Source organism: Segniliparus rotundus DSM 44985 (assembly GCF_000092825.1).
In the GTDB taxonomy this organism is placed as follows: Bacteria; Actinomycetota; Actinomycetes; order Mycobacteriales; family Mycobacteriaceae; genus Segniliparus; species Segniliparus rotundus.
The window spans coordinates 929077-942948 of sequence record NC_014168.1; the positions used below are offsets into that span (position 1 = coordinate 929077).

15 protein-coding genes are annotated in these 13872 nt (G+C 64.7%); 7 read left to right on the forward strand and 8 right to left on the reverse strand.

Features of this window, described 5'->3' with window-relative positions:
• The first annotated feature begins 42 nt into the window (after positions 1–42).
• The 3 genes from hflX (at position 43) to SROT_RS04780 (ending at position 4058) form a co-directional block, all read left to right on the forward strand.
• Positions 43–1578, forward strand: coding sequence for a GTPase HflX (gene hflX, locus SROT_RS04770; RefSeq protein ID WP_013137877.1), 1536 nt, complete (start codon positions 43–45; stop codon positions 1576–1578).
• Positions 1579–1585: 7 nt separating this feature from the next.
• Positions 1586–2728: an acyl-CoA dehydrogenase family protein gene (locus tag SROT_RS04775; protein ID WP_013137878.1), complete on the forward strand. Its 1143-nt coding sequence runs from the start codon at positions 1586–1588 to the stop codon at positions 2726–2728.
• 184 nt (positions 2729–2912) lie between these two features.
• On the forward strand, positions 2913–4058 hold the full coding sequence (locus tag SROT_RS04780; RefSeq protein ID WP_013137879.1) for an acyl-CoA dehydrogenase family protein: 1146 nt from the start codon (positions 2913–2915) through the stop codon (positions 4056–4058).
• Positions 4059–4082: 24 nt separating this feature from the next.
• Here the strand turns inward: SROT_RS04780 and lexA are convergent, their stop codons facing one another.
• Positions 4083–4952: a transcriptional repressor LexA gene (gene lexA / locus SROT_RS04785; protein WP_013137880.1), complete on the reverse strand. Its 870-nt coding sequence runs from the start codon at positions 4950–4952 to the stop codon at positions 4083–4085.
• Between the two features lie 294 nt (positions 4953–5246).
• Between lexA and SROT_RS16405 the strand changes: the two genes are divergently transcribed.
• A complete protein-coding gene (locus SROT_RS16405) occupies positions 5247–5615 on the forward strand; it encodes a hypothetical protein (protein WP_013137881.1) in 369 nt (122 codons plus the stop codon).
• Between the two features lie 67 nt (positions 5616–5682).
• Positions 5683–6144 carry a transcriptional regulator NrdR gene (nrdR, locus tag SROT_RS04795; protein ID WP_041406953.1) on the forward strand — a complete coding sequence of 154 codons (462 nt, stop codon included), beginning with the start codon at positions 5683–5685 and terminating at the stop codon, positions 6142–6144.
• Here the strand turns inward: nrdR and SROT_RS04800 are convergent.
• The gene (locus SROT_RS04800; protein WP_013137883.1) at positions 6141–7082 is read right to left on the reverse strand and encodes a PAC2 family protein; all 942 of its coding nucleotides are present in this window, start codon (positions 7080–7082) and stop codon (positions 6141–6143) included. The genes nrdR and SROT_RS04800 overlap by 4 nt on opposite strands.
• A 115-nt stretch (positions 7083–7197) precedes the next feature.
• Between SROT_RS04800 and SROT_RS04805 the strand changes: the two genes are divergently transcribed.
• On the forward strand, positions 7198–7815 hold the full coding sequence (locus tag SROT_RS04805) for a DUF4192 family protein (RefSeq protein WP_013137884.1): 618 nt from the start codon (positions 7198–7200) through the stop codon (positions 7813–7815).
• Between the two features lie 15 nt (positions 7816–7830).
• On the opposite strand, the gene SROT_RS04810 is transcribed toward SROT_RS04805, so the two are convergent.
• The 3 genes from SROT_RS04810 to SROT_RS04820 all read right to left on the reverse strand — a co-directional run bounded on the left by SROT_RS04810 (position 7831) and on the right by SROT_RS04820 (position 10074).
• A complete protein-coding gene (locus tag SROT_RS04810; protein WP_041407671.1) occupies positions 7831–8520 on the reverse strand; it encodes an iron-dependent transcriptional repressor DtxR in 690 nt (229 codons plus the stop codon).
• 10 nt (positions 8521–8530) lie between these two features.
• Positions 8531–9664 carry a sigma-70 family RNA polymerase sigma factor gene (locus SROT_RS04815; protein WP_013137886.1) on the reverse strand — a complete coding sequence of 378 codons (1134 nt, stop codon included), beginning with the start codon at positions 9662–9664 and terminating at the stop codon, positions 8531–8533.
• A 74-nt stretch (positions 9665–9738) separates the two neighbouring features.
• Positions 9739–10074, reverse strand: coding sequence for a DUF3099 domain-containing protein (locus SROT_RS04820; RefSeq protein ID WP_013137887.1), 336 nt, complete (start codon positions 10072–10074; stop codon positions 9739–9741).
• A gap of 52 nt (positions 10075–10126) precedes the next feature.
• Here SROT_RS04820 and SROT_RS04825 point away from each other — a divergent pair, with 52 nt between their 5' ends.
• Positions 10127–10384 (forward strand): DUF3039 domain-containing protein, encoded by a 258-nt coding sequence (locus tag SROT_RS04825; protein ID WP_013137888.1) that lies wholly within the window; start codon positions 10127–10129, stop codon positions 10382–10384.
• A 45-nt stretch (positions 10385–10429) separates the two neighbouring features.
• Here SROT_RS04825 and SROT_RS04830 read toward each other — a convergent pair whose 3' ends face one another.
• The 3 genes from SROT_RS04830 to ppgK all read right to left on the reverse strand — a co-directional run bounded on the left by SROT_RS04830 (position 10430) and on the right by ppgK (position 13785).
• Positions 10430–11500, reverse strand: a complete 1071-nt coding sequence (locus SROT_RS04830; protein ID WP_148223347.1) for a YihY/virulence factor BrkB family protein — start codon at positions 11498–11500, stop codon at positions 10430–10432.
• Between the two features lie 130 nt (positions 11501–11630).
• Positions 11631–12992, reverse strand: a complete 1362-nt coding sequence (locus SROT_RS04835; protein WP_425358194.1) for an RNA polymerase sigma factor — start codon at positions 12990–12992, stop codon at positions 11631–11633.
• Positions 12967–13785 (reverse strand): polyphosphate--glucose phosphotransferase, encoded by an 819-nt coding sequence (gene ppgK / locus SROT_RS04840; protein WP_013137891.1) that lies wholly within the window; start codon positions 13783–13785, stop codon positions 12967–12969. Before ppgK ends, SROT_RS04835 begins: the two co-directional genes overlap by 26 nt.
• Positions 13786–13872 lie beyond the last annotated feature (87 nt).

The following is a 13872-nucleotide window of genomic DNA, read 5'->3' on the forward strand; positions in this document are numbered from 1 at the left end:
GGATGCGCGCAGGGTCGTCCTTGCGGCAAGATGGGGCCTGTTATGTCATCTTTTGAAACTTCGTCGGACAGTTCCGCGGCGCCCTGCGGCCAAGACCCGGACGGTCCGTTGTCCGCTGAGGCGTTCGGCGCGCGCCCTCCTCAGTCCACGTCCGGCTGGGGCGTCGTCCAAGAGGAAGCCGAATGGCTTTGGGAGGAGCGCGACTCGCTGCGGCGGGTGCAGGGCCTCTCCACAGAGCTCTCCGACGTTACCGAGGTCGAATACCGGCAGCTGCGTCTGGAGCGCGTCGTCCTTGTCGGCGTATGGCCGAAACGGCAATCCGCCGAGGCGGACGCGAGCATCAAAGAACTCGCCGCGCTCGCCCGAACGGCGGGTTCGCAGGTGCTGGAGGGCCTTGTGCAGCGCCGGGACAAACCCGACGCCGCCACCTACATCGGTTCGGGCAAGGTCGCCGCGGTCAAAGCAGTGGTGGCCGAGACCGAGGCCGACACGGTCATCTGCGACGGCGAGCTCACCCCCGCGCAACTGCGCACCCTGGAGCAGCAGGTCGGGGTCAAGGTCATCGACCGCACCGCCCTCATACTGGACATCTTCGCCCAGCACGCCACTTCGAAAGAGGGCAAGGCGCAAGTGCAACTCGCCCAGCTGCAGTACTTGCTGCCGCGGCTGCGCGGCTGGGGCCAGACGCTGTCCCGCCAGGCTGGCGGGCGCGCCGGCGGCGCGAACGGCGGCGTGGGGCTGCGCGGGCCTGGTGAGACCAAGATCGAGACGGACCGCCGCAGAATCCGGGAGCGGATCTCCCATTTGCGCGGCGAACTGAAGGGCATGCGCAAAGTCCGCAGCACAAAGCGGTCGTTGCGCGAACGCAACGGCGTCCCTTCGGCGGTCATCGTCGGCTACACGAACGCCGGGAAGTCGAGCTTGCTCGGCGCGCTCACCGGTGCCTCGGTCATCATCCGGGACGAACTGTTCGCCACGTTGGACCCGACCACCCGCAAGAGCTGGGGCGAGACCAGCGGCTCGTTCACCATCACGGACACAGTTGGTTTCGTGCGCCATCTTCCGACGCAGCTGGTGGAGGCGTTCGCGTCCACACTCGAAGAAGCGACCGGCGCAGATGTGCTCGTGCATGTCGTGGACGCCTCCGACCCGAGGCCCGCGGACCAGATCCGGGTCGTGCGCGAGATTCTGGGCGACGTTTTCGCGAAGGCGCAGACTCCGTGGCCGACGGAAATCGTCGCGCTCAACAAATCGGACGCCGTCGATGAGGCCACGCTCGCCGGTCTGCGGATCGCGTTTCCCGAGGCGACGTTGGTCTCTGCTCGGACCGGGGAGGGGATCGACGAGCTCAAGCGCAGAATCGGGGAGGCTCTCGCCGTGCGTTCCGGCGCGGCCTGTTTGGTCGAACTCTCGCTGGCTGTTCCCGAGGACCGCCCTGATCTTTTGGCCAAGGTGTGCGCGGCGGGCCGGGTCCTGGCGTCGGAGGAAACCGAGTCCGGCACTCTCGTGCGCGCCTTGGTCCCGCAGGACCTCGCGGACCAGCTTCGGGGGGGCGCGACGAGTCTGGCCGAGACTTGAGGCTGTGATGCGCAGAACACTTTTCGAGGAAGAGCACGATCTCTTCCGGGAGTCGTTCCGGTCCTTTCTGCGCCAGCACGCTGTTCCGAAACGAGACGAGTGGCTTGCGCGCGGGATCGTCGACCGCGACTTCTGGTCCGCGATGGGGCAGAACGGTTTTCTCGGCATAGCGATCCCGACGGAGCACGGCGGCGGGGGGGTGGAGGACTTCCGCTTCAACATGGTGCTGGTGGAGGAGCCGTTGCGGTTGTGGCTCAGCGGGATCGGGATCACGTACCAAGAGGACATGACTCTGCCGTACCTGCTCAAATACGGGTCAGAGGAACAGAAAGCGCGGTGGTTGCCGCAGGTCGCGTCGGGGGAGCGCATCCTCGCCGTCGCGATGACCGAGCCGTGCGCGGGCAGCGATTTGCAGTCGATGCAGACCACTGCCCTGCCCAAAGGAGACGACTGGCTCCTCAACGGGTCGAAGATCTTCATTTCGAACGGCGTCAACGCCGACCTTGTTGTGGTGGCGGCGCAGACCGAGCCGGGCTCGGGGGCCAAGGGCATCACGCTGTTCGCCGTCGAACGCGGCATGGCGGGCTTCGAGCGCGGCCGCAAACTGGAGAAGATCGGCCGCAGGGCCCAAGACACCGCCGAGCTGTTTTTCGACGATGTGCTTGTGCCAGCCGAGAATGTTATCGGCGAGGTCGGCAAGGGTTTCTCATATTTGATGGAGAGCTTGCCGCAAGAGCGCCTCGCGATCGCGGTCGCCGCGGCCGCTGAGATCGACGCCGCGATCGAGCTGGCTTCGGACTATGCGCGTGAGCGCAAGGCTTTCGGCAAGCCGATCGCGAAGTTCCAGAACACCAGATTCCTGCTCGCGGACCTCGCCGCGCAGCAGGCCGCCGTGCGAGCCCTGGTGGACCGCTGCGCGCAGGAGCGTCTTCGCGGCGAGTTGACGGCGAACGACGCGGCGGCGGTCAAGCTGTACGCGACCGAGCGCCAACTGCACATCGTGGACCGTTGCCTGCAAGTGCACGGCGGCTACGGCTACATGCTCGAATACCCCATCGCGCAGCTCTACACCGACGCCAGGGTGCAGACGATCTACGGCGGGACGTCCGAGGTCATGAAAGAGATCGTCGCGAGGAGCTTGGGGATATGACCAAGGCCGGGCGAGGCGCTCGCCGCGACGCGGAACCGAGACCGGCCGCTGCGCCGGGCTTGCTACACTAGGAACAGTGTTATGCTAACCAAGATTCACATGACGTAGGTTTTGCCCTCATGAGCGCAGCGGAAGCATTTTCGTGAGCGGGCCTACATCGGCACTGAGGCCTCTGGAGGCAAAGATGAAGCGCACGTTGTTCGAGGAAGAGCACGATCTTTTCCGGGGAGCTTTCCGGTCGTTTTTGGAGCAGCACGCCGTGCCGCGCCGCGAGGAGTGGCTCAAGTCCGGCGTTGTGGACCGAGGGCTCTGGCTCGAAGCGGGCAAGAACGGTTTCCTCGGCATGTCTGTCCCCGCCCGGTACGGCGGCGGCGACGGCGCGGAGGACTTCCGCTTCAACTCGGTCATCGTTGAGGAGATCGCGCGGTCCGGTTGCTCGGGCATCGGCTTCTCCTTGCACAACGACATCGTGCAGCCGTATCTGATGTCTCTCGCGACCGAAGAGCAGAAGCAGCGTTGGTTGCCAGGGTTCTGTTCTGGCGAGATGATCACCGCGATTGCGATGACCGAGCCGGGAACTGGAAGCGATCTGCAAGGAATCCAGACCAACGCGGTTCGCAAAGGGGACGACTGGTTGCTCAACGGCGCGAAAACGTTCATCACCAATGGCGTCAACGCCGACTTGGTGATCGTTGTCGCGCAGACCGAGCCCGGCTCCGGCGCCAAAGGGCTCACGCTGTTCGCCGTCGAACGCGGCATGGCGGGCTTCGAGCGCGGCCGCAAGCTCGACAAGATCGGTTTGCGGGCGCAGGACACCGCGGAGCTGGTTTTCCAGGACGTGGTGGTGCCGCAAGAGAATGTGCTGGGCGAAGTCGGGCAGGCGTTCGCGTACCTCATGCAGAATCTCGCGCAAGAGCGTCTTTCGATCGCGGTTGCCGCCGCCATCACGATCGAACTTTCGATCGAGATGACGGTTGAGTACGTGAAGAACCGCAAAGCGTTCGGCAAGCCGATTGGGAAGTTCCAGAACACCAGATTTGTGCTCGCCGAGCTTTCCGCCGAAGCGGCAGCGGTCCGGGCGCTTGTGGACCGGAGCATCGAATTCCATCTCCGAGGCGAGCTTTCGATCCCGGACGCCGCTATTGCCAAGCTGTACTCGACCGAACGTCAGGTGCATGTGGTGGACCGGTGTTTGCAGTTGCACGGCGGTTACGGCTACATGCTCGAATACCCGATCGCGCAAGCGTACGTCGACTCCAGGATTCAGACGATCTACGGCGGCACGTCCGAGGTCATGAAAGAGATCATCGGCAGGAGCATGGCACTGTAAGCCCCAAAAAGCCCCGCCCCTCTCTCAGAGCATGGGGTTGAGCTTGCGCAAAACCGCGATCACCTTGCCGAGGATTTTCGCTTTCTCGCCTCGGAACGGCTGGTAGGCCTTGTTTTCCGGGTACAGCCAGACTTCCCGGCCATGCCTGCGCAGGGTTTTCACGGTGGCCTCGTCGTCGAAGAGCGCGGCGACGATTTCGCCGTCGTACACAGGGGTCTTCGTCGGGCGCACGACGACCCAGTCGCCGTCATGGACGCCGGCGTCGACCATGGAGTCTCCGGTCACGGACAGGAGGAAGGCGGCGTCGGTGCCGACCAGCTCGCGGGGGAGCGGGAAGAGGTCCTCGACGTGCTCTTCGGCAAGGACTGGAGCGCCAGCGGCGATTCGGCCGAGCAGCGGGACCAGCACGGCGGTCGGTTGCGGTTGGCTCTGCGGCTCCTCGCTCTCTGGGGTCAGCTCGCCGCTGGGCGCCGAGATGGCGCGGGTGTCCACCGCGCGGGGGCGGTTCGCCTCCCTGCGGAGGTAGCCCTTCTGCTGGAGAGAGCGCAACTGGTGGGCGACGGAAGAAGTGGAGGCGAGCCCTGCCGCTTCGCCGATCTCCCTGATGCTCGGAGGGAAGCCGCGCTCTCGGATCGACGAGCGGATGATGTCGAGGATCTCTTGCTGGCGCTGGCTCAGTTCCGGCGGCTGCGGCGCCACCGCGACCTCGGCGAGGGGCTCGAGGTCGGGCGCGCTGTTCTTGGCGGCGCTGTTGTGGGCTTTGCCGTCGCGAGCCGCGGCCTTGGGCATGTTCTTTTTCACATTCTTGCCCGGGGCTTCGGTCTTGCCCGAGGTCGTGGCCCCTCCTGCGGCTTTGGTGCTGGCGGTCTTCGGCGAGCGGCTGGAAGATGGCATGTCAGCCTTTCTTGTTGTGCCTATGAGGTGCGGATTCTTCTTTTTCCTGCGGTTTTCCTGTTGTCCGAGGGCCTTTTCGGAGAATCTTCGCTCGGGGACCTCGCCCCGCCTCGGCGGCTCCTTTTTCCGCGTGGCCGGACTTTTCGGCGGGACTGCGGCTTCGGCAACTGTAACGGATTGGCACTCATTTTTCAAACATGCGTTCGCCAGTGTCGCTTTTTTTGTCGGCCCTCCGTGCTATACATCTCTTATGCGCGTTTATCGAATACGCGTTCGTACAGAAAGGAGCTCTCGATGAGCGAAGTTATGACTGCGCCTCGGCCGGACCGGGTCGCGCCAAGAAAGCTGATCGCCGGTCGGGCCTGCGCGAACACAGTGTTGAGCGGTGGTGTGCGGCGCGTTTCGCCCAGCGGAGCCCCTGCGGCTGAGCTGCGGTGCGCCCGTGCGCCGATCAAAACGGTCCAGCCGGAATTGCCCCAAGTGAGCGGCTCCTCGGCGATACTCACCGCTTTGATGCTTGTCGCAATTGCTTTCGGAGTTCTTTTCATCGCTTCGTGGCGCCAATCCTCGATCACGGGGCCGCTCGAACAAGAGGACGTTCCAGCGCACGCGGCGGCGTGGACGGCGCCGGGTGACGGGCCAGAAGGGCCGGGCGCGGCATGAGGACTGGGAGGGGACCGTTATTGTGGAGGTATGACGGGCCATGCCAACTGCCACCACACCTCAGGCCATGCACTGCCCCTTCTGTAAACACCCCGACACTCGGGTCATGGATTCACGGCTCGCCGACGAAGGGCGCAGCATTCGGCGCCGGCGGTCGTGCCCGGATTGCGGCAGGCGGTTCACCACAGTCGAATCGGCAGTGCTCACTGTGGTCAAACGCAACGGCATCGCAGAGCCGTTCAGCCATGAAAAAGTGATTCGAGGGGTTCGCCGAGCCTGCCAGGGTCGCGACGTGGACGAGGACGCGTTGCTCAAGCTCGCCAGCGACGTCGAAGACACGGTTCGCTCAGGCGGAGCTGCGGAAGTCCCGAGCCATGAGATCGGGCTCGCTATTCTCGGCCCGCTGCGCGATCTCGACGAAGTGGCATACCTCAGGTTCGCCTCGGTCTATCGCTCATTCGAGTCGGCGGCCGACTTCGAAGCCGCTATCAAAGAACTGCACGCGCACCAGAAGTCCCGCGAGAGTTAGTCCCCGTCCTCGCCCGGGCCTGGCTTCGGCCGCGTTGCGAGGAAGCGTTCGAATTGCGCGCCGAGTTCTTCTGCGCTCGGGAGTTCTTCCAATTCGCTGAGCGGCGGCAGCTCGTCCGCGGTTGTTTGCGTGTAGCCGTCGTATTGGGCTTCCAGTGCGGTGACGGCTCTCTGCACCTCGTCGCTCATGCTGACTTGCTCTTCGATTTGTTCGTGTGCCGCAGTGGTCGCCTCGCGGAGGGACTCCAACTGCAATTCGAGCCCGCTGTTCTGTATAACCTGCTCCAAGAGGCCCAACGCGGAGCCGGGATAGCCCGTGTTCGTGAGGTAATGCGGCACGTACACGGTGAAGCCGAGCGAGGGGATGTCGTGCTGTCCGAGCCGGAGCTCCAACAGTGAGGCCGCACTTCCTGATATCAGCGCCTCGCCGTCGTACTTGCGGTGATCCGCGATCAGCACCGGGTCAAGGGAGTGGGCCATGACAATAGGGGGCCGGGTGTGCGGCACAGTCATCGCGAGTGCTGAAAGGCCTATGCTGCGGGTGGCGCCGAAGCGCCGCGCCAACTGTTCGACCGCCGCCACGAACCGTTCCCACATGAGGTCTGGCTCAAGGCCTGCGAGGAGGAGGAACGGGGCGCCGTTCACATCTCTGAGCCCGTAGAGCCGCAACGCCGGCTCCTCGTATTCCGAGAAACTGTTTTTGGTGAATTTGACGGGCGGCCGACGGGAACGGTAGTCCAGCAGGGCGTCGATGTCGAATGTCGCGAGCGTTGTCGCGGGCAAAGTCTCCAAGAGATGCGACGTGACGAGTTTCGGGGCCTGCCCCGCGTCCAGGAAGCCTTCCAATGAATGTATGAGGACAAGCCCGCCGTTCTGCGGCCAGGGATGTGCTGGGTCTTCTGGTTCGAGTTGGTACAGCTGGGACGGATCTGCGTTCATTGTCCTTCCAGAATAGCCCTCGGTTTGTCCACAGAGAAACATCTGACTTTCCACAATTTCCCCGAACAGTCGGGATCGCGTCCGCATTGTCAGCCACCGGGCGGATTCTGCCACTATGACAACAACCTCGAACACAGCCGATCCTGGCTGTTTCCTCGCTCCGCCCCCTGGGCTGCTCGGCCCTCATTGCCAGGGCGTGGTCTCGGCGCGTGCCGAAATTGGCAGTCGTGAGGCGCTGAGAGAGCTGCTGAAACCGAACCTTCAGAACCGAGCCAGGGTCGTCCGCGCCGCGCGGCGGCTGAAAGGCCGGGAGGATGTTGTCGCCGGCGCAGAGCGGCATATGTTGCGGTTGATCCGGAGTTCGCAGTCCTCGGCCACTATCGGTCCCGTCCAGGCGGCTCGGTTCGCCGAGGCATTGCGGGAGCGCGGGGTGAGAGACCGGCTGATCTCGGCGACCGTGGAAGCCGCTTTGGCGAGCGGCGCGCACGACCAGGGGAGCGGGGCGCACCGGCTCTGGTTGCGCCTGGCGCCCATGTTGCCCGACGATTCACGGGCCGAAGCTGCTCTTTTGCTCGCCCTGGACAGTTACGCCCGCGGCAAAGGCGCTGCCGCAAGGATCGCCCTCGAGGTTGCTCTCGCGGTCAACCCGGCGCACGAATTGGCGCAACTGCTCGAAGCATGCCTGTTCACCGGCGTGCGCCCAGACGCGCTGGGGGTTTTGATCCAGCCTTGACGATCCAGCGGGCGGTTAGACCTTTTCGACCTGGATGGCATGGGCGAGGTCTGCGGGGATTTCGACGCTCTCGTGGCCGGGAACGCCGATGACCACCGCGTGGCTTCGCACTTCAGCCGTGACTTTCGCGTCTGGGACGGCTCCCGCCTTGCGGAACTGGGCGATCAGGTCCACATCGGCCTGCACATGCTCGGCCAGGCGGCGGATCACCACGGGGATGGGCCCGCCCTTGGGCAGTTCGCTCAGCCGGGTCAAGCCCTCGCCTTGCACGTCGATCTCGATGATTTCACCGAGTTCTGTGAGACCAGGGATGGGGTTCCCATACGGTGAGCTCACCGGGTGGCCGAGCACTTCCACGAGACGGCGCTCGACTTCGTCGCTCATGACGTGCTCCCAGCGGCACGCTTCCGCGTGCGCGTGTTCCCATTTGAGTCCGATGACGTCCACGAGCAGCCGTTCTGCGAGCCGGTGCTTGCGCATCACCGCGACAGCTCGGACGCGGCCTTTGTCCGTCAGCTCCAGACGGCGGTCGTCCCGAACCACCAGCAGACCGTCGCGCTCCATGCGCGACACGGTCTGGCTGACTGTCGGCCCGCTCTGCTCCAATCGGTCGGCGATTCGGGCCCGCAAAGGCGGAATGCCCTCTTCCTCAAGGTCGTAAATGGTGCGGAGGTACATCTCCGTCGTGTCGACGAGGTCGTTCATGCCAACCATGTTAGCTCGCGTACGAGCGCAAGCGTTCTGCCCGATCGCCGTTGCGCAGTTTCACCATCACCTCGCGCTCGATCTGCCGAACCCGCTCTCGGGAAAGGCTGAAAACCTTGCCGATCTGGTCCAGTGTCCGGGGCTGTCCGTCGTCCAGGCCGTACCGCAGCCGGATGACCTGCTGCTCCACTTCGTTGAGCGTGGCCAACACGGTGCGGACGTCTCGGTGCAGGAACCCGGCGATCACGGCGTTTTCCGCAGACGCGCCCTCGGAGTCTTCGATGAAGTCGCCGAGCGGGGCCTCTTCGTCCGCGCCAACAGGCATGTCCAAACTCACGGGGTCCCTGCTGTGGTCCAGCAGATCCGCGATCCGATGCTCGGGGATGCCCGTCTCGCGGGACAGCTCTTCGCTCGTGGCCTCGCGGCCAAGCTGCTGGTGCAGCTCGCGCTTGATCCGGGAGAGCTTGTTCACCTGCTCGACCAGGTGGACCGGGAGCCGGATAGTCCGGCTCTGGTCCGCGACGCCCCTGGTGATGGCTTGGCGGATCCACCAGGTGGCGTAGGTGGAGAACTTGAAGCCTTTGGCGTAGTCGAACTTCTCCATAGCCCGGATCAGACCCAGGTTGCCCTCCTGGATCAGGTCCAGGAGCGGAATCCCGCGCCCGGTGTAGCGCTTGGCGAGGGAGACGACAAGGCGCAAGTTGGCCTCAAGGAGGTGGGTGCGGGCGGCTTGGCCGTCACGCGCGACCGTCTTGAGCTCGCGGCGGCGCTGCGGCGTGAGGTTGTCGCTCGTTTTGAGCAGATGCTCGGCGTACAAGCCCGCTTCGATGCTCTTGGCAAGCTCCACTTCGTCCGCTGCGGTCAGAAGCGCCGTGCGTCCGATGCCGTTGAGGTACACCCGGACCAGGTCCGCCGCGGGGCTTTGCGTGTCGAGGTCGCCCTCTGCGTAGCGTCCGCTCGGGGCGGCGTCTTGGGTTTCGGGCTCCTCGTCCGAGACGGCCGCTTCCAATTCGGCGGCGTTGTCCTCAGGAGCGCTGTCCACGGGTTTGATCCCAGAGGCTTGCCGCTTCGCGCTGCGCCTGCCCTTGGTCGTGCCCAAGCTCGCGGATGTAGTTTTCAATGCCGGTTTCACAGCGTTTGCCATGTTGCTGACCTTCCTCTCGCGGACGGCTTACATGGTTTAACGCATCAGTGACGCGAAATGTTTCGTGTGCTAGCTCACAATTCAAGAAAAGGACGTTTGACACTTGACGAATTGGCCTCCTCGAGCGCGCGGCGCTTGCGGGAAGCTTCGAGCATGGCCGACTGCTCTTTGTTCTTCGGGGGGCGGTCGTTGGCGATCAGCACCGCCATCCACGGCAGCGGGACCGAGGCCGCGAGGATCAACATCGCGACCACCCCATTGTGGAATTCGGCGTAGACCAGCGAGGCGAGCAGCAGCAAGGGGATTCGGAACGACATCATGATCGTGTATTTGCGGACACGAGCCCGCTGCTGATCGTGGAGCGAGGGCTCCGCCTCGGTGATCAGGGATGGCTCGGGGCGCTGCGCCATATGTGCGAGTCTACGCCTGAGGCGTAGACTCGCACATATGAGACTGAGCCACATGACGAGGGTCGGGCTTGCCGACACTCAGACGATTGAGCGGCCCGACGTCGATGTGAACGAGGACACAGACTCCGAGCGGCCGAAGTTTTTCCACTACGTGAAGAAAGCCAAGATCGTGGAAAGCGCGGTCATGGGCACAATGGTCGAGGCGTTGTGCGGCGAGATCTTCACGGTGACCAAAGCCCCGAAACCCGGTTCTCCGGTGTGCCCGCGCTGCAAAGAGATGTACGACCTCATCGGCTCCATCAACCCGTAGCCGCGCCAACCCGTCGGCGCGGGCCGCGCGATGGCGTCTGGTCTCTCACGGAGCTTCGCTCGTGCGCGCGTCGTCGCTGCCCGTTGTCCCGGAGCTTCGCGCAGGCGCTGCGTCCTTGTGCCGCGATCCGTTCGGGAGCACTTCGTCCACCGCGCGCCCGAGCGTCGCTGTGGCCTGGCTGATCGCCGAGGACACAGGCCCTTTGTGCAGAAGGTCCTCTTTGCTGCGCGTCGGCCAGAAGTGCTCCACGGTGGAGTTGAGCTCCGCGCCCGCGATGACCGCCATTCCCAGGAAGAAAGCAACCAGCAGCAGAGCGATCGGCGTGGCGAGCGCCCCATAGGTGTAGCCCGTCGACGTGACCCAGTTGAGGTACCACAACAGGCCCGACCGCCCGGCGAGGAAGAACATCACCGCCAGCAGAGCTCCAGGGATGAGCCGATGCCAGGGGGGCGGAACAGGCAGCGCGATGTGATAGAACCAGGCCAAAAAGAGCGCCACCGCCACGAAGAGCCCAGGGCCGTACAGATTGTTGTACACGCTGCTGACCAATGGGTGCGTCTCGATGGGCAGGCGCATCGTGACCTGGTGCGGGGCGACCGACAAAATCGGCAAGGCGAACATCGCGCTGAGCAGGAAGACGATATAGAGAATGAGCGCGTAGATGCGCTGCCGGACCGGGTGGCGCAGCTCCGTCTGGTCGTGGGCGCGCACTATGGAGTCGACGAAGGCGGAAATCGCCGACGAACCCGCCCACAAAGAGAGCAGGAAGCTGAACGAGGTCACCGCTTCGCGTCCGTTGGCGGTCACCGCCAAGAGCGTTGGCCGGATCACCTCGTTGACAAGTTTCTGGCTGAGCGCCTGTTGGGCGAACGAGAGGATTTTGTGCTGCACGTCTTCGAGAACCCCTGGCCCGAACCAGGGGCAGACGTAGCCGAGCGTGCCCAACAGCCCGAGGAACATGGGCGTGAGCGAGAGGATCTGCCAAAAGGCCGCGCCTGCGGATTCCGCGAAGATCGAGTGCTCCCAGCTCATCGAGAGGGTGCGCCCCAGCACGCGGGCCGAGTTGCGGACTGCGGTCATGATGATCCGAACCGGGCGTGGGCGCGTGCGAGGCATGCCGGACAGTATTGCAGAACCTTGTTCTCGGACGCATGTCGCCGAGGACTCGCGGGATCAGCTCGGGTGGCTGCGCGTCGTTCGTGCGAGTGTGCGGGCGGGCACGCGCCGGCCCGGTGTTTCGCTGCTCTCAGTCCAGGTAGTCCCGCAGCACTTGGCTTCGCGACGGGTGGCGCAGTTTCGACATCGTCTTGGACTCGATCTGCCGGATCCGCTCACGGGTGACCCCGTAGACCTGCCCGATCTCGTCCAGGGTGCGCGGCTGCCCGTCGGTGAGGCCGAACCGCATCCGCACCACGCCTGCTTCTCGCTCGGAAAGGGTTTCCAGCACCGCTTGGAGCTGGTCCTGCAAGAGCGTGAAGCTGACCGCGTCCACCGCGACGACGGCTTCGGAGTCTTCGATGAAGTCGCCGAGCTGGCTGTCGCCCTCGTCGCCGATGGTTTGGTCGAGCGAAATCGGCTCCCGGGCGTACTGCTGGATCTCCAGCACTTTCTCCGGCGGGATGTCCATCTCCCGGCCGAGCTCCTCGGGAGTGGGCTCGCGGCCGAGGTCTTGGAGCAGTTCGCGCTGGATGCGGCCGAGTTTGTTGATGACCTCCACCATGTGCACGGGGATGCGGATCGTGCGGGCCTGGTCGGCCATGGCGCGGGTGATGGCTTGGCGGATCCACCAGGTGGCGTAGGTGGAGAATTTGTACCCTTTGGAGTAGTCGAACTTCTCCACGGCGCGGATGAGGCCCAGGTTGCCCTCTTGGATCAAGTCCAGGAACGCCATCCCGCGCCCGGTGTAGCGCTTGGCGAGGGAGACCACGAGGCGCAGGTTCGCCTCCAGCAGGTGGTTCTTGGCCCGGTTCCCGTCCCGGACGACCCAGTTCAGGTCCCGCCGCGATGTGGTGGGGAGCCGGTCGCCCTCTTCGGCCGCGATCCGCAGCCGCTCCTGCGCGTACAGTCCGGCTTCAATGCGTTTGGCGAGCTCCACCTCTTGCTCGGCGTTGAGGAGCGCGACTTTCCCGATCTGCTTGAGGTACGCGCGCACCGAGTCGGCCGAAGCGGTGAGCTCGGCGTTCTTGCGGGCCTGGCGCAGCGCCTCGGACTCGTCCTCGTCCCACACGAAGTCCCCGGAAGCGCGTTCTGGCTCTTCTTCGTCGGCCTCTTCCGCAGGAGCCGCGTCAGACCCCTCCGGCTCGTCCCCGTTGAAGCCTTCTTCGGCAATGGGATCGTCTTCGAGCGCGATGTCGATGTCGATGTCGCTTTCGACCGGCTCCAAATCGTCCATCGAAAGCTCGTCCTCGCCGCCGGAGCGGGAGGTTTTCGCCTTCGCGGCGGCGCCGTTCTCGGCGGCTTTCTTCGTGGCACGGCGCGCTCGGGCTGGTGGGGCGGCCGCAGTTTCCGCTTCGGGCCGCGCGTCCTCTTTCGGCGCGGCCGCGGCTCCTCGGCGCTGTTTGGTGGCTACCACGAGACCCTTTCTAGCTTTCTGCAATGACCGGACCATTGTAACCCGGTTGGGGCTGTGCGCCTGCTGTAACGGCGTGCGCTGCCCCGACGATGCCCGCCGTGTTGCGCAACACCGCAGGAACAACGGGAGTCCGGCACGTGAGCAAGGGCACCCATTTGTCGGCCTTGCGACTGATGCCGCCGCCGACCACGAACACGTCGGGCCAGAGAACGGCCTCAAGGGTCTCCAGCACGGTGGAGACCCGCTGCGCCCACTCGGGGTAGCTCAAGCCGTCCCTGTCCTTCGCGTGCGAGGAGGCCAGCTCCTCGGCTTCTTCCTTGCCGATCTTCAAGTGGCCCAACTCGGTGTTCGGAACGAGCGTCCCGTCGAACAGCAGTCCCGAGCCGATGCCTGTGCCGAACGTCAGCAGCAGCACAGTCCCCCGGCAGCCTTTGGCCGCCCCGAACCGGTCCTCGGCGACGGCGGCGGCGTCCGCGTCGTTGAGCACGGCCACCTCGCGTCCGCCGAGCGCCTTTTTGAAGAGTTCGCCGGCGTCGGTGCCGATCCAGCTGCGGTCGACGTTCGCCGCGGTGAAGATCTTCCCCTCGCGCACCACGCCGGGGTACGTGATCCCGACGGGGCCCTCCCATCCGGCTTCTTCGACGATCTTCGCGACCACCTTGGCCACGGCCTCAGGCGTGGAGGGCTGTGGCGTGTCGTACTTGATCCGGTCGTTGAGAAGCTCGCCACTGCTCAGGTCCACGAGGGCGCCCTTGATGCCGCTTCCGCCGATATCCACTCCAAAGCCCCTGTGAACTGTGCTGTCGTTCGTGCCCGTTGCCTCGTCCATGGGGTGGCGCTCCTCGGTCCTCGCATGTGGTTTTGACGAAAATTTCACGCCGCCGTCCATGCCGCCCACTGGCGGGAAAGAGACGTT